We start from the raw sequence: 19,167 nt of genomic DNA, 5'->3' as shown, positions 1-19,167 counted from the left end.
TGCCACAATGGCGCCTTTGTCGTGGCAGTCGAAACAGGCGTACTTCATGAATGGCCTTGGACGTGGGCAGGACCAAGATGGCTTTATCGAAAAGCAGGTGCGAACTGACCGTTTGCACCAGTTGTTTCGCCAATCGTTCTCCGCGATTTTCGGCAGTTATCTGGCCGCCATCATGCTTTGCTGGCTGTGTTGGGATCGCTTTGACCACGAGGTCATGCTGGTCTGGCTTTCAGTGCTGACGGTGACCTCGCTGTTGCGGATCAAGATGTTCCTGGAATGGTTTCGTTGTCCCACTAACAAGCGTACGCCCCAGCGTTGGGAGCGCCGTTACTGGGTGACGCTGATGCTGTCGGCGGGCGTGTGGGGCATTGGCGCATTGGCGGTGATGCCCATGGACGACCGTGTCTCCCAAGTGCTGGTCATGCTGTTTGCCGTGGGCATGTCGGTCAGCGCCGTTTCGTGTTATTCGGCCTATCGTTATATGACGCTGGGCTCCATGGCCCTGGTGCTGTTTCCGTGCACAGTGTGGCTGCTGTTCCAGCCTTCGCCGATGCAGGTGGGTATGGCCATTGCTGTGCTGGTGTTCTCAACCTTCGTCGCCAGTGCCACGTGCAAGCTTTCGGATGCCCTGGAAAAAGCCTTTCGCCTGACGCGACAAATGGAGCGTGCGCACACTATTTCGGCGCGCGCCGCCGAGACCGACGAACTCACTGGTTTGATGAATCGGCGCGCTTTTTTCGAACACGCTCAGGTGCTGTACGAGCAATGCCGCCACAATCAGCAACCGCTGTGCGCGCTGATGCTGGACATGGATCACTTCAAGGCTATCAACGACACCTATGGCCACCAGGCTGGCGACCAAGTGTTGCGTCAAATTGGCGGCGTGATCAGCGCGTCGTTTCGTCAGGCTGATGTGTATGGCCGCCTTGGAGGCGAGGAGTTTGCCGTGTTGTTGCCCAATACCTCATTGGAAACCGCGCGGGGTATCGCCGAGCAACTGGTCAAGGCGATTTCGGGCATGGCCTGCGAACCGGTGCAGGGCTTGACCGCGAGCCTCGGGGTTGCCACTACGCGCAGCCTCGACCAAGACCTGCATAGCCTGATGAATACCGCTGACAAGGCGCTGTACCGCGCCAAGGCCATGGGCCGTAACCAGGTCGCGGTGGCGGAGTAAGCGTCAGCTCGACTGCATTGACTTGGCCAACGCGCGTGCCACCTGATCGGCAGAGTAGGGCTTGGCCAGGAACTCGACACCTTCGTAACCACTGTCAGCCAGCTCTTCGCTGTAGCCTGATGTAAGAACCACCGGCAGGTCGGGCCGCCTTTGGCGCAACAGCTTGGCCATCGCCACGCCGGTCATGCCCGGCATCACCACATCCGAAAAAATCGCGTCGAACGCCATGCCATCCGGGCCGGCCAGCGCCAGTGCCTGCTCGGCATGGGTGGCCCAGGTGGTCTGGTAGCCCAGGTCCTGCAAGATCTGATTGGCGAAACGCCCGACTTCCAGGTTGTCTTCGACGATCAGAATGTGGCGCAGCGCGGTGTTGTGAGCCGAGCTGTGGTCGCCCTGCGGCGCGATGGGCTGCACAGCCTGCGGTTTGGCTTCGGGCAGGTAAAGGGTGAAGACGCTGCCTTGGCCAACGTGGCTGGCCACATCAATGTTACCGCCCGACTGCTTGGCAAACCCGAACACCTGCGACAGACCAAGACCTGTGCCTTTGCCGATGGCCTTGGTGGTGAAAAAAGGCTCGAAAATACGTTCGACGGTGCCGCTGCCGATCCCGATGCCGGTGTCGGCCAACGCAATGGCCACAAACGGCTGGTGGGCTTCGGCATCGCCACGAATGCGTGGCAGCGCCGCCACGGTCGACACCCGCAGCGTCAGCGTGCCTTGACCTTCCATGGCGTCGCGGGCATTCAGTGCGATATTGATCAGTGCGGTTTCAAACTGGCTGGGGTCGACGCGCACATGGCACGAGCGCTCCGGCAACTCGACCTGCACATGGATGCGGGCGCCGGTCAGGCTTTCGAGCATCTCGCCGATGTTCCTGACCCGAACGCACACATCGAAGACTTCCGGGTTGAGCGGTTGGCGACGGGCAAAGGCGAGCAACTGACTGGTGAGCTTGCTGGCGCGCTCAACCGTGTCAGAAACGGCGCTCATGTAGCGTTGGCGCCGCTCCTCGGACAGCCCCGGCTGGCGCAGGAAATCCACCGAGGAGCGAATGATCGTCAACAAATTGTTGAAGTCATGGGCCACGCCGCCGGTCAATTGGCCAATGGCTTCGAGCTTTTGCGACTGGTGCAATGCCGCCTCGGCTTGGGTCAAGGCGCTGGTGCGTTCCTCTACGCGTTGCTCTAGGGTGGCGTTCAGTTCGGTAATGGCGGCCAAGCCCTCGCGCACGGCGGCGTCGGCGCGCACGCGTTCGATGTGCGCCCAGGAGCGCTCGGTGACTTCACCCACCAACGCCAGGTCGTAAGGCGACCAGACGCGTGCGCAATGGTGATGCACGGACATCAGCGCGGTCAGGCGCCCGTCCTTGATCAACGGTAAGCACACGGTCGCCGTGACGCCCAACGCCTGGTAGGCCGCTGACTCTTCGGGGGTGAATTCCATGCGGTTGTCACTCACCACAAACGGTTCACCCGCCCGCAGGCAACGCACGGCCCGTTCCCCGAACGCCGCCAGGCTGTAACGCCCGACAATACTCGGCGAACCGGGTGCCGCCCAGTTGCCCCGGATCGTGAAGCCGTCTTCGTCGGCATCCATGTCGGCGTAAGCGCAGTTGGACACGTGCAGGTGCTCGGCCAACAGGCGCGTGGTGGTGGTCATGATGGCTTCAGCGTCTGTGGCGCTGGCCACCGCGCTGCCGATGGCGTCCAGCACCGTTAAGCGGCGGGCGAAAAACACGGTGGCGGTGGTCTCGGTGACGGTGTCGAGCATGCCGACGACCTTGCCCAGCGAGTCGCGAATCGGGCTGTAGCAAAAGGTGAAATAAGCTTGTTCGGCACCTGCACCGCGCTCGATCACCAGCGGATAGTTGTCGATATAGGTCGCATGCCCTTCAAAGGCGGCGTTGGCTATAGGGCTGATCTCTTCCCAGACTTCGCTCCACACCTCACTGAACGGGCGCCCCAATGCCTCGGGTTTGTCGCCTAAGATCGGGATAAACGCGTCGTTGTAGAGCATGATCAGAGACGGTCCCCAATTGATGGATTGGGGAAAGCTTGAGGCAAAGCACAGCGCTACCGTGGTTTTGAGTACATCGGGCCATTGCTCCAGCGGGCCTAATGGCGTAGCGGCCCAATTATACTGACGAACCCTCTCAGCCATGTCGCTGCTGCCTTGCAGCCAATTCATCATCGAGTGAACACCTTAATTACCACGGTCTCTGGGGCGCTGGAATGTGTCAGCACATCTGAGCTACAGACCTGAATCAGCGCCGCCAGTTCAGCGCTATTATCCATGAGATGGCAATTTGATGCTCCATTCAAATGAAGGGGTAAGTGCGGCGGGATCTACGCCGCCGATCCGCGATTATTTCGCGCCGAAAACCGCCGTCCAATAAATCCCCGCATCACTCTTCGGGTCCATGGCGTAAGCGGCGCCGAGTTCGCGAAATTGCGGGTTCATCAAGTTGGCGCAATGGCCGGGGCTGGCGAGCCATCCGTCGACTACCTTGCGCGGAGTGTCGAGGCCCGCTGCGATGTTTTCGCCGATGTTCTTTGCGATATACCCGGCCAATTCTGCACGATCGCCAGGGGTGCGTCCGTCGTGGTCGAGGTGGTCGAAGAAGTTGCCGTTGGCCATATTGCGTGTATGGCTGTTGGCGGCACCGGCCAGGTCGTCGTTCCACGACAATGGTGTGGTCGCCGTGAACGTTTGGCTGCCACATTGACGGGGTGTTTGACGGGCAGCGTTGACCAGGTTGAGCAATTGCTTGCCCTCGGTTTGCCAATCGCCCAGGCCGCTGGAGAGCAGCGGGCGCGCGAGCACGATGCGCCAGTCCTGGCCGCTGTTGCTCACGCCGATGTCGACATATTGCGGGTCGAGTACCACGCGGCAGAAGCTTTCGCGCACCGCCTTCATCGCCGCCTCGGCGTTTTTGGGGCCGGACAGGCTGATAGCCTGCACATTGACCATCGGGTACGCGGCCCGCGCCAAGGCCTGCTGCAAGTCGCCGACATTGGTGGCCGGCAGCACCAGCCGCGTATCGCTGGCCAGCGGCGGCAGTTCCTGGGAACCTTGGTCACCGCAGCGCTGCACCTGGCTGCGGTATTGATTGATCTGTTGCACCAACTGACTTTCTTCATTCGCCATCGCGCTGGCGCAGAACGCCAGACTGGCGGCCAGCGTCGTAAGACCCATCATCAATGACAGCACGCGCATGGACATTACCCTTGAGCTTGAAAGTGCCCATGATGCGCGATTTAACCCGGTGTGGCGCAACGCCTTTTTTGTTTTTTTGCCTCAACGGGTGTTCTGCAGGCCGTTTACGGCACTGTGGCGGCGCCAGGCAACGGTGCCAGCGATGGCAATCAGTGCCAGCGCGACGGCGAAGGTCGCGTGCAGGCCATTAGCCACGGTCTGCGCCGTCGCGCGAGTCACATCGGGGCTGGCCCAGGCAAACACCGCGCCCAGTCCCCACGCGCCGAAAATCAGGCCGAGGTTGCGTGACAGGTTCAGCAAGCCGGAGACTGCGCCTCGGCGTGACGTGTCGACATCGCTCATCACCGCGGTATTGTTGGCGGCCTGGAACAGGCTGTAGCCCATCGTCAGCAGCATCAGCGCGGCAAGGTAAGCCAGCAGTCCCGAGGCCAACGACAGCGACAGTGCACCGAGGGCCATGACGCCCAACCCCGTGAGGGTCATGCGCTGGCTGCCCAGGCGGTCGGTGAGATGGCCTGCAGGCACGCCGGTGATGGCTGAGACGCAGGGCCCGACGGCCATCGCCAGGCCCATCCAGGCAGCGTCCAGGCCCAGGCTACGGGAGAGATAGAACGGCCCGACCACGAAGGTGGTCATGATCACTGCTGATACTAAGGCACTCATGGCCAACCCGGCGCGCAAGTTCAGGTCTCGTAATGGCGACCAAAATGTGTCGCGCGCAGCCAGGGGCTGGCTCTGCCGATCCACCGGCAAATAGCGCCAGGCGAGGGTGGCGGCCAGCAAGCCCAGTGGCACGCCTACCAGAAACAACGCGCGCCAGCCCCACACACTGAGCAGCACGCCGCCGACGCTGGGGCCCATGGCCGTGCCCACGGCTGACATCGTGCCGAGCAAGCCCATTACGCGGCCGGTGCGTTGCTGGGTGACTGTGTCGCCGACCATTGCCAGGGTCATTGCCATCATGATCGCGGCGCCCAGGCCTTGCAGGATGCGCGCGCCAATCAGCCATTCAAGCGTGGGCGCGAAGCTGCACGACGCGCAGGCCAAGGCGAACAGCAACAAACCGGCGAGCAGCAACCGACGCCGACCCAGCCGGTCGCCGAGCCTTCCGGCGCTGACAATCACTGCCGTGATCGCCAGCAGGTACGCCAGCACCACCCATTGCACCGCGTGAAACGACGCCTCAAACACCTGCGCCAAACGGGGCAGGCCGACATTGGCGATGCTGGTGCCGAGTGAGGCGAGCAACATGGACAGCGACAGGCTGACGAGACTGCCTTTTGAGGCGGGATGCATGGGGAAATTCCTTGAATGAACGCAGCTGTCGCAACTCTACGTCGTCGCCTAATATGGCGGAAGGCGCATGATTTGCAGTCTATACCTGCGTCTAACGCCTTATGAGGATTGCCGATGCCTGATCTCAACCTGCTGATCACCCTGGATGTGCTGTTGACCGAAGGCAGCGTTGCGCGCGCTGCCCAGCGCCTGCGTCTGAGCCCGTCAGCCATGAGTCGCGCACTGGCACGCTTGCGCGAAACCACCGGTGACCCGTTGCTGGTGCGCGCCGGTCGCGGCCTGGTGCCGACGCCGCGCGCCGTGGCGCTGCGTGAACAGGTCGGCCGGCTGGTGCAGGAGGCCCAGGCCGTGCTGCGCCCCGCACAATCCTTGGACATGGGTCAGGTGACGCGCACGTTCACACTGCGTGCCAGTGAGGAATTCGTAGAAAACCTTGGCCCGGCGTTGCTGGCGCGTATCGCCCAAGAGGCACCCGGCGTGCGGCTGCGCTTCGTCAACAAGACCGACAACGACTACGCCCTGCTGCGCGAAGGCAGCGTCGACCTGGCCATCGGCGTGGTCGACCCTGGCGCGAGCCCCGAGGTGCTGACCCAGGCGCTGTTTCGTGATCGCCTGGTCGGCGTGGTTCGCAGCGGCCACCCATTGAGCCAGGGTGAGGTCAGCGCAGCGCGTTTTGCCCAGGGCCAGCACGTTTACGTATCAAGGCGCGGGCTCGAGCGTGGCCAGGTTGACGACGCCCTGCAAGCCCAGGGTCTCGCGCGCGACATCAGCACCATCGTCGCCGGGTTCGCCACCGCCATTGCCCTGGCCCGTGACACCGACTTGATTGCGAGCGTGCCCGAACGCTACACCGCCCATCAGCGCGAAGGGTTGTACAGCTTTGCGCTGCCGTTCGCGATACCGACGTTTACCGTGGCGATGCTCTGGCATCCACGCTTGGATGCCGACCTGGCCCATCGCTGGTTGCGCAGCTGTTTGCGTGAGGTGTGCGGGCAATGAACCGACCGCAGCAGGTACAATCGCCGCTGCCTTGACGCGAAACCCCAGGAATTTGCATGTTCAGCCTTACCCGCTACACCACGCCGTGCCCCGAGCCGATCAACAGCCAGATCCTGCAGATGGTGGTGGATAACCTCACCGACATCAGCAGCGTCGCATTGCCGCCGAGTAACCTGCTCTACAACATTTATCAGTACGCCGTCGGCTTTGAGGTGCACCGGTATCTTGAAGCGCTGGATGGCTCGAAGGGCATTGCCGTTGAGCTGGTTGTGGCAATGGATGAAGAAAAGCTGGTTGGCTTCTGCCTCTATCTGCCGGTGAAAGATGATCCACAAGCCTGCGGTATCGCGTTCATGGCGGTTCAGGCGGGTTTGCGCCGCCAGGGTGTGGCACGCGCAATGCTGCAGGAGGTGCTGGCGCGCTATCCCCACGCCGAGTTGGCATGTGCTGTGGAAAAGGTCCCGGCGTTCACCGCCATGGGCTTTCAAGTGCGCGGTGCGCGGGGCACACAGGTGCTGATGAACACGCGCAGCTATGGCACTGATGGGTTGATGGGCGTGCTCGACGTGGCGGCTATCTATAGTTCGCTGGAAGTGCGGCAGATTCATACGTACCTGCTGCAAAAGCACGGCAAGCGGGCGATGGTGGACGCGGAGAAACAGCGCGATCGGCACCTTGACCAACTGGCGCGCAAGGTTCAGCGGTTTATCGCTGAACGCTAGTGGCAAGTGGGCTAAACACGCCCGCGATTGACCATGGCCAGGATCGTCGCCAGCAACTCCTGCTGCGCCTCGTCACGGCTGATCTCGCCACTCACGGCTGCCTGGGACAAGGCCTCCGCCGCGCCGAGCATCGCCCGCAACCCGGCCTGGGACACTGTGGCTCGCGGCGCAAACGGTGCCAGGGCAGCGCGGCATTTGTCGAGGAAGATCGCCTCGCACTTGCGCTTGAGGGTTTCCAGCTCTGGCGAACAGCTCAGAGCGGCAACCACTCCCGGAATTTCCCGGCCCTGCAGCAACACGCAATCGACATAGCACGAGGCGATCACCTGTGCGCGTTCATCCAGTGTGGCGCCGCGGGTGTCGAGGGCCTCGGCAAATACTTGGTTCTGACGCCCGTCGAAGTCTTCATATAGCGCGGCGAGTAACCCTGCACGGGTGACGAAATGGTCATACACCACCGGCTTGGTAACGCCCGCCAGTACCGCCAGGCGGCCCAGGGTCAGGGCTTCGGTGCCTTCCTCGCGCACCAGTTGCCAAGCCACGTCGAGCAATTGGCGCAGGCGATCCTCGCGTGAAAGACGGCGGCGTGGGGCAGGGGATTCAGTGCTTGACATGCTTATATACCAAAAGTAACTTAAATGGCGTAACTTACCAAAAGTAGCTTATCCTAGGCCGAAAGGGAGTCCTTGTCATGCACGCACTAATCGTTGTTGCTCATCACGACCCACAATCGCTCACCCACGGCCTCGCCGCACAGGTGGCGGCGGGGCTGACAGCCTCAGGCCACACCTTCGAGATCGCCGACCTCGCCGCCGAAGGTTTCGACCCGCGCTACAACGGCGCCGACCATCGCGTACACCGCAGCCGTGCCATCCCGCCTGCCGACGTGCTTGCCGAACAAGCGCGCCTGGACCGCGCGGACGCCCTGGTTCTCGCGTTCCCGATCTATTGGTGGTCGCTGCCGGCCTTGCTCAAAGGCTGGATCGACCGCGTATTCGTCAACGGCTGGGCCATCGACTACGGCCCCGATACGCCGGTGGTTAAAAAGCTGCGGCACTTGCAGGTGCACCTGCTGGCGCTCGGCGCGGCGGATGCCGGCGCATTTGATCGCCACGGCTATGCCAAGGCGATGCGCACGCAGATCGACTACGGGATCTTTGATTACTGCGGGGCGCAGGTGGTGACGTCCGAGTTGCTGTTGGAATCTGAAGGCGGTAGCGCCCAAGCGCATTTGCACACGGCGAAAGCCGTAGGGCAGGGGCTGTTTCAGGGCGAGGCTGTAGCGGGCTGATTCAACCTTCGCGAAACAGATCGTGGGCATCCAGCAACCGGTAAGCAATCTCCGGGCGTTTCTCCATGCTGCGACGAATCGCTGCCGGAATTGATTGCCGGCTCTTGCGGCACATGCCCGGCAGGTCGTCGATGACGATCTGAATCCCGCGCATGCTCTTGACCTCGGTGTGGCCTGGTGCGACATGCACACGAATGCCCAATAGCTCGTACATCCGCTGCTGCAGGTGTTCTAGGTCTTGCAGGCTCTTGAGGTCTTCGAGGCGTTCGATCAGCTTTTTCTCCTCCTGGCGCGTCAGGTTGAGAATGCGCAAGTCGGCGTCGGGCGTCTGCAGCAACTTTTCACGCTCGCAGACACAAGCGCCGGGTGGGCAGGGTTGGCGAATTGTCATGTGCTTGCCCTCCCCGAACCGACGCGGCTGCTTCAGTAGCTCAGTGCGACCCCAAGGCTGCCCAAGGCCTTCCAGTACTCAGGATAGGTCTTGGCCACGCAGTCCGGGTCTTGAATACGGATTCCCGATACTTTCAACCCGGCCAGCGCAAAGCACATGGCGATGCGATGGTCGGCGTGGGTGTCGATCAGCGCGTTGCACGCGGTGCCGGCCAGTGCAGGGTCGCTGGCGACCAGCAGGTCGTCGCCTTCGATGGTCGCAATGCCCGGGCGAATTTCGTTGAGGCCGTCGTGCAGCGCCTGCACGCGGTCGCATTCCTTCACACGCAGGTTGGTCAGCTCGGTGAAACGCACCGGGGTGTTGTTGAAGGCGGCGAGTACCGCCAGCGTCGGGATCGCGTCCTGCATCTGCGAGCCGACTACCGTGGCCTGCATGTTCGGGAACTGCGCGATCACGGCTTGCGCCTTGGCATCCGGTTGGGTGAAGTCTTGCGCGGCGACGCCGATGTCGATGTGCCCGCCGGTCAACACTTCGGCGGCCCACAAATAGGTGGCCGCAGAGGCGTCGGGTTCGATCAAGTAATCATGCGCGGTGTAGCCGGTCGGGGCCACACGCCAGGTGGTGTCGTCGACCACTTCGACCTGCGCGCCGAAGGCCCGCATGCAATCCAGGGTCAGGTCCACATAGCCGCGCGCGCCAATCTCCTTGCCAGTCAGCGCCACTTCAATCGGCGCCGCGCCACAGGCGGCGAGCATCAGCAGGGCAGACACGTATTGACTGGACAAGCCTCCATCGATTTCAAAGCGCTTGGCCTGGACTTTGCCCAAACCATGCACGGTCACTGGTGGGCAGCCGGTGGGGCTGTCGACGCGGATACCGTTCTGGCCAAGGGTCGCCAGCAGCGGGCCGATCGGACGCTTTTGCATGTAGTCGTCGCCGTCCAGCACCACGGTGCCTTCGACCGTCGCTACGGCTGCGGTGAGAAAGCGCATGGCGGTGCCGGCATTGCCGAGGAACAACGGCTGCGCTGGTAATTGCAGCTTGCCGCAGCCAGTGACGACGAAGGTGGTGTCGTCCGGCTCGTCGATGGTCACGCCCATCTGGCGCAGGGCCACGGACATGTGGCGGGTATCATCGCTTTTCAGCGCACCGCTCAATCGGCTGGTGCCCTTGGCCAGGGCCGCCAGCAACAAGGCGCGGTTGGTAATGGATTTGGAGCCGGGGGGCGCAACCTTGCCGTTCAGGGGGAAATTGGGCGGTGTAACGGTCACGGTTTTCTGCGAACTCAAGGTACAAGGCTCCTGATCAAGGCAAGGTGGCGTGGAGTGGCCGACGGGCGGACCCGAATAATCAGCCAAACACGCCACGCTTGTCGAGCGGGGATCGTTGTACGGCGCGTATTTGCGGCGTGATCAGCTTATGGACACTGCTTGTAGCTGTATCGCCCTTCACTGGGTAGGACAAGTAACTCTTCCTATGCAGGGCAATAGCCTTTACTCCGCGATACTTGACCGATGTACGAGCTTTCCGAGAGAAGCAGCGCCGCCCACGTCTCCCGGGGCTATTGTCGGCTTATCACGAAGGATGGCGGGGCTCCCAAGCAGCGCATCAGTCGCGCCCAATTGAAGGCCAAGCCGTTCTTTGAAGACTTCTACACCCAGGTGCCTTACTACCAGCACGCCGATGAGGTGAAAGCCAAGGCCGTGCATCAAGTGATGTTGCCCAAGGGCAAGAAAGGTCGGCACGTAGTGGTACGGATGTGGATCGTGGCCAACACCGGCAACGCGTTCTATCAGGTGTTTGACCTGGGCTTCAAGTAAGCCCGGCTCAGCGCTGGCTCAACCAGTAGTCATGTAGCGCCCGTGCAGCCGGTTCGATTGCGCTGGCCCGCTGTTGATGGGCGTTTACATCCAGGTCCGCCGGCAATTCGAAGTTGTCTTGCTCGGCGCACCAGGAAATTTTCTCCAGTTGCCCGGCCTGTTCGGCGGGCAATTCGGGCCAGTTGCCGATCGTGGCACCGCGGATATAGCCAAAGCACCATTCCTCCGCGAGCGTTACGGCTTGGCCCTGATGGTCTGTTTCGTCGAAACGCGCCTTGAACGCCTGGGCATCGGTCGCCAGTTGCGCTGCCAGCGTATTCATGTGGCGCACGCACAGTTCCAGGAAACGCTGGGCCTCTTCCACGCTTTCCCAGTCCGGGTTCTGCCCGCCCCAGATCGCCGGGAACCATTCATCGACTTCCACTTGGGCCGGGCTTGAGACCAGTGCGGTGAAGTAGCCGTCGAGTTCGGCCAGGTTCAGCACCGAATGATCGTCGCCGTACTTGAGCAGGGTGTCTTCGATGAATTCGAAATCGGCGGGGGCCAGGGGGTGGGCGTGCATGGCAATTCCTTTGGGCGTCGAGCGCCGCTGCGGGCGGCTTAAAGCGTGAAGGATGGCGCTTAGGCTGGCTTTTTTCCAGCCTTTTCACCGTGCTGGCACAGCTTGCTCACGCACATCGCACCCACCGCCGCGAGAATGATCGGCACCAGAAAGTCATGCTCGATCCGGGTGAACTCCGCCACCAGCACAATCGCCGTCAGCGGCATGTTCATGCTCGCCGCCAGAAACGCCGCCGCACCGATGATCGCAAACGCGCCCAGCGGCACGCCGGGCCACACCAGGCTCCAGGCGCCGCCGAGGATGATCGCCAGCAACGCGCCATTGGCCAGGCCTGGGGTCAGCAACCCGCCCTCGGCGCCGGCGCGCAGGCTGCTGGCCGTGATCAGCACTTTGACCAGCAGCAAGATGGCGGCCAGGCCGATGGTCAGCTCATTGTCGAAACCCAGCTGCGCCGGGCCTTTGCCGTTGCCAAGGATCTGCGGCAGCAGCATCGCCAGCCCACCGATGAGGGTGAAGTTGATCAACGACAGCACCGGCAGCCGCCAGCCGCGCGCCGCATTGGCCCTGGCGGCACCGGTAAAGCGGCTGAAACCGTAAGCTGCCACGCCAAACACCGGGCCGCAGACCACGGCCCAGGCGATCAATGCCGGGCTTAGCACAAAATGCGGCACTGCGTATTGCGCCTCCGCGCCGAGCCCGACCCACGCCACCGCCGCCGCCATCGCCGACGTCGCCAACGCAATAATCGCCGCCGGCCAACTGAATGCACCCAGCAGCCCTTCCAGCACAAACACCGCGCCACCCAACGGCACGTTGTACACCGCCGCCAGCCCGGCACCCGCGCCGCAGGCGACGATCAACCGATGCATGCCGGGTTCCAGCCGCGCACGTTGCGACAACCACGTCGCCGCCAGCGCGCCAACCTCACGCGGCGCCACTTCACGGCCCAATGGCGAACCGAGGGCCACGGTAATGATCTGCAGGATGGCGTGGGCGAGGGTGGTCTTGGGCGGCATGATCGGTCGCTTTTGCGAGACGGCCTGCTTGATGCTCACCAACGGGCGCCCGTAGCGATAGATCGTCCACCAGCCCACGCCTGCGACCAGCCCGCAGATCACTAACACTCGTAAGCGCCGCTGCGGCGCCGCTGCCGTGACGCCCCATAAAAAGGTTTCATGGCTGACCAGGCTGTCGAGACTGTAGCCGTAGGCCAGGTGCTGAATACCATGCAGCAGCAACGCGAGGAGCAGCCCACCCATGCCGGCGCTAACGCCGGTCAGCACGACCACCAGGGCCAGCATCAACGAGGAACGCAACGTGGGCGGCATAGGCGGCTCCAAGCAAGGTCCTTGATTGTATAGCCGATAATGCGGGCCCTTTGGGGTGAAATGTATCGGCGCTGCAGGCAGCCCGCGCCCACAACATTTCATTACGTTTGCCAGTCCCGTTTTTGGCCGATGCGCCGTCGCGCTCCCTTGTTATAGTTCGGGCCTTATCACTCGCCAGTCAGGGATCACTGCCATGTCCGAATACCAAGCTTTCGTCGTCGAACTCACCGGCAACGTTGCCCATGTGCAGATCAACCGCCCGGAAAAGATCAACGCGATGAACGCGGCGTTCTGGAGCGAAATCATCGACATCTTCCAGTGGGTCGACGACACCGACGCTGTGCGCGCCGTAGTGCTCAGCGGCGCCGGCAAGCATTTTTCTTCCGGCATCGACCTGATGCTGCTGGCTTCGGTGGCCAACGCGTTCGGCAAGGACGTAGGCCGCAACGCGCGCCTGTTGCGTCGCAAGATCCTCGAACTGCAGGCCTCGTTCAACGCCGTCGACACGTGCCGCAAACCGGTACTGGCGGCGATTCACGGCTATTGCATCGGCGGCGCCATTGACCTGATCAGCGCCTGTGACATGCGCTATGCGGCAGACGACGCGCAATTCTCGATCAAGGAAATCGATATCGGCATGGCCGCCGACGTCGGCACCTTGCAGCGCCTGCCGCGCATTGTCGGCGACGGCATGTTGCGTGAGCTGGCTTACACCGGCCGCCCATTCGGCGCCGAAGAAGCGCGCAGCATCGGCTTGGTCAATCGCGTGTATGCGGACTACGACAGCCTGTTGGCTGGCGTCATGGAAATCGCCCAGCAGATCGCCGCCAAATCGCCGATTGCCGTGACCGGCACCAAGGCCATGATCAGCTATATGCGTGACCATACGGTCAATGATGGTTTGGAATACGTTGCCACTTGGAACTCGGCTATGTTGCAATCCAACGACCTGCGCGTGGCCATCGCGGCCCATATGAGCAAGCAGAAACCCGAATTCGTGGATTGACTGACATGACCCCAGGCTGGATTACCACAACGCTGCTGGACAACGACACCCCCGGTGGCTGGGCCGTCGCGCGCAGCCGCGAAGGTTTTTTGCATGACACCAACGGCCCGCTGTTTCCGCGCGAATGGCTCAAGCGCCAGGACCTGTCGGTGTTCGCCGAACACGGCATCGGGCACCTCGACGGCGAACCGGTGTACTTGCTGGAGCTGAATTCGGCCAGCGACGTGCCGGGCTGCAGTTGGCAGGGCCTGCGCGGCTTCATGCTGCAAGGCGACCACACACTGTACAAAGTGCTCGGTTATGCCGCGCAAATCGGCACCTGGGCCCGGGAGCACCGGTTTTGCGGCAGTTGCGGCCAGGCGATGGTGCAGGTGCCGCGCGAGCGCGCGATGTTTTGCCAGGCCTGCGACCTGCGCAGCTACCCGCGCATTTCGCCGAGCATGATTGTGCTGGTGACCCGTGGTGACGAGGTCCTGCTGGCGCGCTCGCCGCGCTTTGTGACCGGGGTCTACAGCACCCTGGCCGGGTTTGCCGAACCGGGTGAATCAGCCGAAGACTGCCTGGTCCGCGAGGTGCGCGAAGAAGTGCAGGTGGAGGTCAAGAACATCCAGTACATGGGCAGCCAGTGCTGGCCTTTCCCGCATTCGATGATGTTGGGCTTTCATGCCGAATACGCCGGGGGCGACATCGTGCCCCAGGCCGATGAGATCGAAGACGCGCAGTGGTTCAACATCCACGAGCTGCCGCCGTTGCCGGCGTCACGCTCGATTGCGCGTTACCTGATCGACCTCTATTTGGCCCGCCGTTTAGGCCACGCTGAACCAGTGCTGCCAGGCTAGTCGCACCGTCAGGCCGAGGACCACGGTGATAAACACCGGGCGAATGAATTTGGCGCCGCCGCTGATCGCGCTGCGTGCGCCAAAGAACGCGCCACCCATCACCGAAAAACCCATCGCCAGGCCGACGATCCAGTCCACCGAACCGTTGAAGATGAACACCGAGAGCGCCGCCGCGTTGCTGACGAAGTTCATGCTGCGCGCCACGCCGCTGGCTTTGACCAGGTCGATGGGGTGCAGCAGCATCGTGCTCACCGTCCAGAACGCGCCAGTACCGGGGCCGGCCACGCCGTCGTAAAAGCCCAGGCCGAAGCCTTGGGTGCTTTGCCATTTCTTCTTGATCGGCGCGTTGGCATCCAGCGGTGCCTTGGGCGTGCCACCGAACAGCAGGTAAATACCGCAGCCGAATACGATTACCGGGAGCATTTTGTTCAAGGTTTCAGCGGGTAGGTAGTGGGCGACTACAGCACCGGCGAGGGCGCCGATCAGGGTGCCGACGATGGCGTGCACCCATTGACGCGGGTGAAACAGCTTGCGCCGGTAAAAAGTGAAACTGGCGGTGGCGGAGCCGAAGGTGGAGCTCAGTTTGTTGGTGCCCAGTACCAGGTGCGGCGGCATGCCAGCGGTGAGCAGGGCCGGTGTGGTGAGCAGGCCGCCACCACCGGCGATGGCGTCGATGAAGCCGGCGATGAACGCGACGACGGCCAGAATGGCGAGGGTGGTGAGGTCTACGCTGAGTTCGAAGGGCATGGGCAGGGCTTATTATTGGCAGGGTACAGCGAAGGGGCTGTACCGAAGGCCTGCATCTTACCTGTCAGATTGATGCAGATCCAAATGTGGAAGGGAGCTTGCTCCCGATTGCAGTGTGCCAGTCACTTAGTGCATTGACTGATCCACCACTATCGGGAGCAAGCTCCCTCCCGCTTTTTCACGTGTGCCCAGGTTGTTATTTGTGGGTGCCGATCCACTCCAGCGCTGTGCGCCACACACAAATCCCGAGGAAATAAGCCGACATCAGCGACCACAGCCCGAAGGTCCACGGGTTGGTGTTCGGATAATCCACCACCATCAAAAAGCTGCACAACAGCCAGATCGTGGTAACGGCGATGTTGATCGGCATAAACCGTTTTACCCGAAACGGATGCAAAAACTTCATCGGCGTCACGGTCAACAGTGCCAGGCCGATCACCGTCAGCAAGGTGACCCAGGCTTGCGGCTGGATAATGTAAACGCACAGAGCAACCACGTTCCAGGCAGCAGGAAAGCCGACAAAGTAGTTGTCTTTACTCTTCATGTTCACATTGCAGAAGCAGAACAACGACGACACCAGAATCACTGATACGGTGAACAGGTGAGTAAAGTCCGGCAGATCGATATAGCGGTAAATAAACAGCGCCGGAATAAACACATACGTCAGGTAGTCAATCACCAGGTCCAGCACCGAGCCGTCGAAGCTCGGTAATACCGTACTGACATTCACCCGCCGCGCCAGGGAGCCGTCAACCCCATCGACCACCAGCGCCAGGCCCAGCCAGAGCAGGCAAGCCTTGGGTGAGTTTTCCAGCAGGGCCAACGTGGCCAGAAAGGCCAGCACCACACCCGTGGCGGTAAAGCCGTGGGCGCCCCAGGCTTTGAGTCTGGCTACATGCAGGGTCGATATCACGGGCGGTTCTCCAAAAGGTGAAACGGGGCAGCCGACGACGTAACGCCGTCGAGTCTGGCCAGGGAATGCAGGTATCGACCGGGAAGGGGGGGATAAGGTTCACCACCCCGGTGCATCACTTAGCGTAGCAAGCGTAGGGCGTTTCAGCATCACCCCTGACGGAACACCAGCGCCTTCAGGCCACATTGCGCATCAATGTCCGGAAACTCAGGTGGGTTTTGCAGCCTCTCGACAAAGCGCAGGCCCGGTGCTTCGCGGGTTACGCCGTCGATCAGAAAATCTTCGCCAAACGCCGGGTCGTTCATGCACGCCAGTACGGTGCCCTGTGGCGTGAGCAAATCCGGCAAACGGCGCAGTACGCGCTGGTAGTCCTTGGTCAGCAGGAAGCTGCCTTTCTGGAAGGACGGCGGGTCGATGATCACCAGGTCATAAGGGCCGCTGTGGGTGACTTTGGCCCAGGATTTGAATAGGTCGTGGCCCAGAAACGTGACTTTGCTCAGGTCATGGCCATTCAGGCGATGGTTGTCACGGCCACGGCTAAGGGCACCACGCGCCATGTCCAGGTTCACCACGTGATCGGCGCCGCCGTCGATGGCCGCCACCGAGAACCCGCAAGTGTATGCAAACAAGTTCAGCACGCGCTGGCCCTTGGCCTGTTCGCGCACCCAGTTGCGGCCATAGCGCATGTCGAGGAACAGCCCGCAGTTCTGCTTTTTACCCAAGTCGATCAGGTAACGCAGGCCACCTTCGGTGATGGTCAGTTCATCAATCGCCTCGCCGACCAGCCATTCGGTGGTGCTTAGCGGCAGGTAGCGGTGCTGCAGGGCGACCGTGTGCGCACCGTGTCGGGCCCATTCGAACTCGACCAACAGCTGTTTCAAAGCGTCCAGCTGCGCGGCCTCGGGTTCCTTGAACAAGGCGACCAGCACCACGCCTTGCAACCCGTCCACCGTCAGTTGTTCCAGGCCCGGCCAGCAACGGCCACGACCGTGGAACAGGCGTCGGGTCTCTGCGGGTGGGGGGGCCAGGGCGGTGAGCAGGTGGGCGTGCAGGGTGGCGAGTGCGTCTGGGGTCATCGGTCAGCGTCGGTCATTGAACGGGCGGCATTTTAAACACAATTGCCGCCCGCCGGGGTTACCTGCGTCCTGTGCAGTGGCTCGTGCACTGCAGCGCCGCCTGCTTGAGCAGCACCAATGAACCTGCCAGCAGCACCACGTCCTTGATCAGGAACGAGGTGGCGCCACCCATGGCAGGGAACCCGCCCGCCGAAGCTTCCCAGCCGCCGGGGGTGCTCAGGATCATGCTGACGGTGGTCAGGTAAGTCACGCAGGAGGCAGCTGCCGCTAACAGTGCGACCCGCGGGGACCAAGCGCCGATGGCCAGGCCCAGGCCAATGGCCCATTCACTGGCGCCCAGTGCATAGCTGGCCCCCTGGACCCCAAACACGGCGTACATCCACGACATGAGCGGGCTGTTGCCAATCAGCGGGAGCAACGCCTGAGCTTCGTAGTCGAACCATTTGGAGTAGCCGAAGATGAAAAAAATCAGCACCAGCGCCCAGCGCATGAATTCGATTTCAAACGGGCGATGAAGAAAGCGAGAAAATATCTGCGGGTACATAGCGTGTCCTTAATACAAGGTGAGAGGTGCACTACTAGAGAGCGCTGTGGGCCATGCGTTACAACCCTTGGGTTTTTTTTCGCAGCGCGCCCGGCATTTATGCCCGCGCCGACCTGGAAGGCCACCTGAGTGAAAACGACCTGGCGCACTATCGTCAGCAGATAGGAGGGCCAAAGACCGGCGCACGCGGGCTTTGTGCTGGCGGCGCTGGCGGAGCAGGGGAGTTTGGAGTCGCGGGTTTGCCAGGAAGCGATTGGACGGTCTGGCTTGCAGACGGCGCGGGATGGGTTCTGGCTCTGCTGACTGACGCAAATCCAAATGGGGTGCTTGTTAGGCTGTGGCGATCAGGGCTGGCCCAAATGCCTCTTTCAGAAACACCGGTGCGATGTAGCGCTCGTAGTGCGCCTCTGACAACAGGAAAAACTCCCGATCAATCGCATCACGCAAATCTGCCAAACTGCGTTCACGAAACGCCGGCAGCAACGTCAACCCATACGCATCCAGTTTAGAAATCACCCGCGCGCCCCGTGCAATAAGCTGATACGCCCAACAGTACGGCGACTGAAGCGGCATAAAGCGAATCTTGCGGTCTTCCAACTGCTGGCGCAGGCGTTGCGGGTCGAGCACTTCAAGTTTGCTGCACATCACCTGCACCAGCAACTGCTCCAGGCGCAGCCAAACAGCCTGCTTTTCGTCGGCGTTGTAGCCATTCCACTGAATCACCTCATGGTGATAACGCTTGCAGCCCCGGCAGACCAGGTCACCGTAAACGGTGGAGCAGAGGCCGACGCAGGGGGTCTTGATGGTTTGATTGGGCATAAAGGGTAATTTGCAAAATCTGTAGAACATCGCGGACCCAGGTGGGAGCGGGCTTGCTCCCACCTTTTCAGATCTGCGTCGTAGTTAGTCCCAGCTCAGCGCGCCGCCGGTTTGATACTCGATCACGCGGGTCTCGAAGAAGTTCTTCTCTTTCTTCAAGTCCATGATCTCGCTCATCCAAGGGAACGGGTTAGTCGTGCCTGGATACTCTTCTTTCAAGCCAATCTGCGACAAACGACGGTTCGCGATGAACTTCAGATAATCCTCCATCATCGCCGCATTCATCCCCAACACCCCACGCGGCATGGTGTCACGCGCGTACTCGATCTCCAACTGAGTCCCTTGCAGGATCATCTGGGTCGCTTCTTCCTTCATCTCGGCATCCCACAAATGCGGGTTTTCGATTTTGATCTGGTTGATCACG

General features: G+C 61.7%; 20 protein-coding genes and 1 pseudogene. 7 read left to right on the top strand and 14 right to left on the bottom strand.

Translation table 11 applies throughout. The features are described from left to right. Positions 1 to 7: 7 nt before the first annotated feature. Positions 8 to 1,174, top strand: a complete 1,167-nt coding sequence (locus tag FW764_RS23165) for a GGDEF domain-containing protein (RefSeq protein WP_446435895.1) — start codon at positions 8 to 10, stop codon at positions 1,172 to 1,174. Between the two features lie 3 nt (positions 1,175 to 1,177). Here the strand turns inward: FW764_RS23165 and FW764_RS23160 are convergent, their stop codons facing one another. The 3 genes from FW764_RS23160 to FW764_RS23150 form a co-directional block, all read right to left on the bottom strand. Beyond that, entirely contained in the window at positions 1,178 to 3,364 is a 2,187-nt protein-coding gene (locus tag FW764_RS23160; RefSeq protein ID WP_446435894.1) for a response regulator, read from the bottom strand. A gap of 174 nt (positions 3,365 to 3,538) precedes the next feature. Further along, complete coding sequence (locus tag FW764_RS23155) at positions 3,539 to 4,390, bottom strand: CAP domain-containing protein (protein WP_446435893.1); 852 nt, start codon at positions 4,388 to 4,390, stop codon at positions 3,539 to 3,541. An 81-nt stretch (positions 4,391 to 4,471) separates the two neighbouring features. Further along, the gene (locus tag FW764_RS23150; RefSeq protein ID WP_446435892.1) at positions 4,472 to 5,686 is read right to left on the bottom strand and encodes an MFS transporter; all 1,215 of its coding nucleotides are present in this window, start codon (positions 5,684 to 5,686) and stop codon (positions 4,472 to 4,474) included. 114 nt (positions 5,687 to 5,800) lie between these two features. On the opposite strand from FW764_RS23150, the gene FW764_RS23145 reads away from it, so the two are divergent. Together FW764_RS23145 and FW764_RS23140 are read left to right on the top strand one after the other, a co-directional pair. After that, complete coding sequence (locus FW764_RS23145; RefSeq protein ID WP_446435891.1) at positions 5,801 to 6,685, top strand: LysR family transcriptional regulator; 885 nt, start codon at positions 5,801 to 5,803, stop codon at positions 6,683 to 6,685. A 56-nt stretch (positions 6,686 to 6,741) separates the two neighbouring features. Further along, positions 6,742 to 7,407 carry a GNAT family N-acetyltransferase gene (locus tag FW764_RS23140; RefSeq protein ID WP_446435890.1) on the top strand — a complete coding sequence of 222 codons (666 nt, stop codon included), beginning with the start codon at positions 6,742 to 6,744 and terminating at the stop codon, positions 7,405 to 7,407. A gap of 11 nt (positions 7,408 to 7,418) precedes the next feature. Here FW764_RS23140 and FW764_RS23135 read toward each other — a convergent pair whose 3' ends face one another. Then, positions 7,419 to 8,021, bottom strand: a complete 603-nt coding sequence (locus tag FW764_RS23135; RefSeq protein ID WP_446435889.1) for a TetR/AcrR family transcriptional regulator — start codon at positions 8,019 to 8,021, stop codon at positions 7,419 to 7,421. A 77-nt stretch (positions 8,022 to 8,098) separates the two neighbouring features. On the opposite strand from FW764_RS23135, the gene FW764_RS23130 reads away from it, so the two are divergent. Next, complete coding sequence (locus tag FW764_RS23130; protein ID WP_446435888.1) at positions 8,099 to 8,698, top strand: NAD(P)H-dependent oxidoreductase; 600 nt, start codon at positions 8,099 to 8,101, stop codon at positions 8,696 to 8,698. 1 nt (position 8,699) lies between these two features. On the opposite strand, the gene FW764_RS23125 is transcribed toward FW764_RS23130, so the two are convergent. Next, entirely contained in the window at positions 8,700 to 9,089 is a 390-nt protein-coding gene (locus FW764_RS23125) for a hypothetical protein (protein ID WP_446435887.1), read from the bottom strand. A gap of 32 nt (positions 9,090 to 9,121) precedes the next feature. After that, positions 9,122 to 10,378: a 3-phosphoshikimate 1-carboxyvinyltransferase gene (gene aroA / locus FW764_RS23120; RefSeq protein ID WP_446435886.1), complete on the bottom strand. Its 1,257-nt coding sequence runs from the start codon at positions 10,376 to 10,378 to the stop codon at positions 9,122 to 9,124. A 252-nt stretch (positions 10,379 to 10,630) separates the two neighbouring features. On the opposite strand from aroA, the pseudogene FW764_RS23115 reads away from it, so the two are divergent. Further along, positions 10,631 to 10,909: pseudogene (locus FW764_RS23115) on the top strand (lytic polysaccharide monooxygenase); the annotation flags it as partial. Positions 10,910 to 10,916: 7 nt separating this feature from the next. On the opposite strand, the gene FW764_RS23110 reads toward FW764_RS23115, so the two are convergent. Further along, positions 10,917 to 11,471, bottom strand: coding sequence for a UPF0149 family protein (locus FW764_RS23110; protein ID WP_446435885.1), 555 nt, complete (start codon positions 11,469 to 11,471; stop codon positions 10,917 to 10,919). Between the two features lie 59 nt (positions 11,472 to 11,530). Further along, entirely contained in the window at positions 11,531 to 12,799 is a 1,269-nt protein-coding gene (locus tag FW764_RS23105) for a chloride channel protein (protein WP_446435884.1), read from the bottom strand. Positions 12,800 to 12,992: 193 nt separating this feature from the next. Here FW764_RS23105 and FW764_RS23100 point away from each other — a divergent pair, with 193 nt between their 5' ends. Together FW764_RS23100 and nudC are read left to right on the top strand one after the other, a co-directional pair. Then, entirely contained in the window at positions 12,993 to 13,805 is an 813-nt protein-coding gene (locus tag FW764_RS23100; RefSeq protein WP_446435883.1) for a crotonase/enoyl-CoA hydratase family protein, read from the top strand. 5 nt (positions 13,806 to 13,810) lie between these two features. Continuing rightward, on the top strand, positions 13,811 to 14,644 hold the full coding sequence (gene nudC / locus FW764_RS23095) for an NAD(+) diphosphatase (RefSeq protein ID WP_446435882.1): 834 nt from the start codon (positions 13,811 to 13,813) through the stop codon (positions 14,642 to 14,644). Here nudC and FW764_RS23090 read toward each other — a convergent pair. The 6 genes from FW764_RS23090 to FW764_RS23065 form a co-directional block, all read right to left on the bottom strand. Then, on the bottom strand, positions 14,612 to 15,391 hold the full coding sequence (locus tag FW764_RS23090) for a TSUP family transporter (protein WP_446435881.1): 780 nt from the start codon (positions 15,389 to 15,391) through the stop codon (positions 14,612 to 14,614). The two genes, nudC and FW764_RS23090, sit on opposite strands and share 33 nt — an antisense overlap. A 196-nt stretch (positions 15,392 to 15,587) precedes the next feature. Beyond that, complete coding sequence (pcsA, locus tag FW764_RS23085; protein WP_446435880.1) at positions 15,588 to 16,304, bottom strand: phosphatidylcholine synthase; 717 nt, start codon at positions 16,302 to 16,304, stop codon at positions 15,588 to 15,590. Between the two features lie 149 nt (positions 16,305 to 16,453). After that, the gene (locus tag FW764_RS23080) at positions 16,454 to 17,380 is read right to left on the bottom strand and encodes a class I SAM-dependent methyltransferase (protein ID WP_446435879.1); all 927 of its coding nucleotides are present in this window, start codon (positions 17,378 to 17,380) and stop codon (positions 16,454 to 16,456) included. Positions 17,381 to 17,438: 58 nt separating this feature from the next. Then, positions 17,439 to 17,924: a YkgB family protein gene (locus FW764_RS23075; protein ID WP_446435878.1), complete on the bottom strand. Its 486-nt coding sequence runs from the start codon at positions 17,922 to 17,924 to the stop codon at positions 17,439 to 17,441. Positions 17,925 to 18,254: 330 nt separating this feature from the next. Then, positions 18,255 to 18,743 (bottom strand): DUF1289 domain-containing protein, encoded by a 489-nt coding sequence (locus FW764_RS23070; protein ID WP_446435877.1) that lies wholly within the window; start codon positions 18,741 to 18,743, stop codon positions 18,255 to 18,257. A gap of 84 nt (positions 18,744 to 18,827) precedes the next feature. Continuing rightward, the coding region (locus tag FW764_RS23065) for a ribonucleotide-diphosphate reductase subunit beta (RefSeq protein ID WP_032873688.1) at positions 18,828 to 19,167 on the bottom strand (340 nt) is incomplete at its 5' end.

This window comes from Pseudomonas sp. 1152_12 (genome assembly GCF_052850675.1).
Note: the sequence above shows the minus strand (reverse complement) of the source record. Positions and strands in the feature narration are given on the sequence as shown.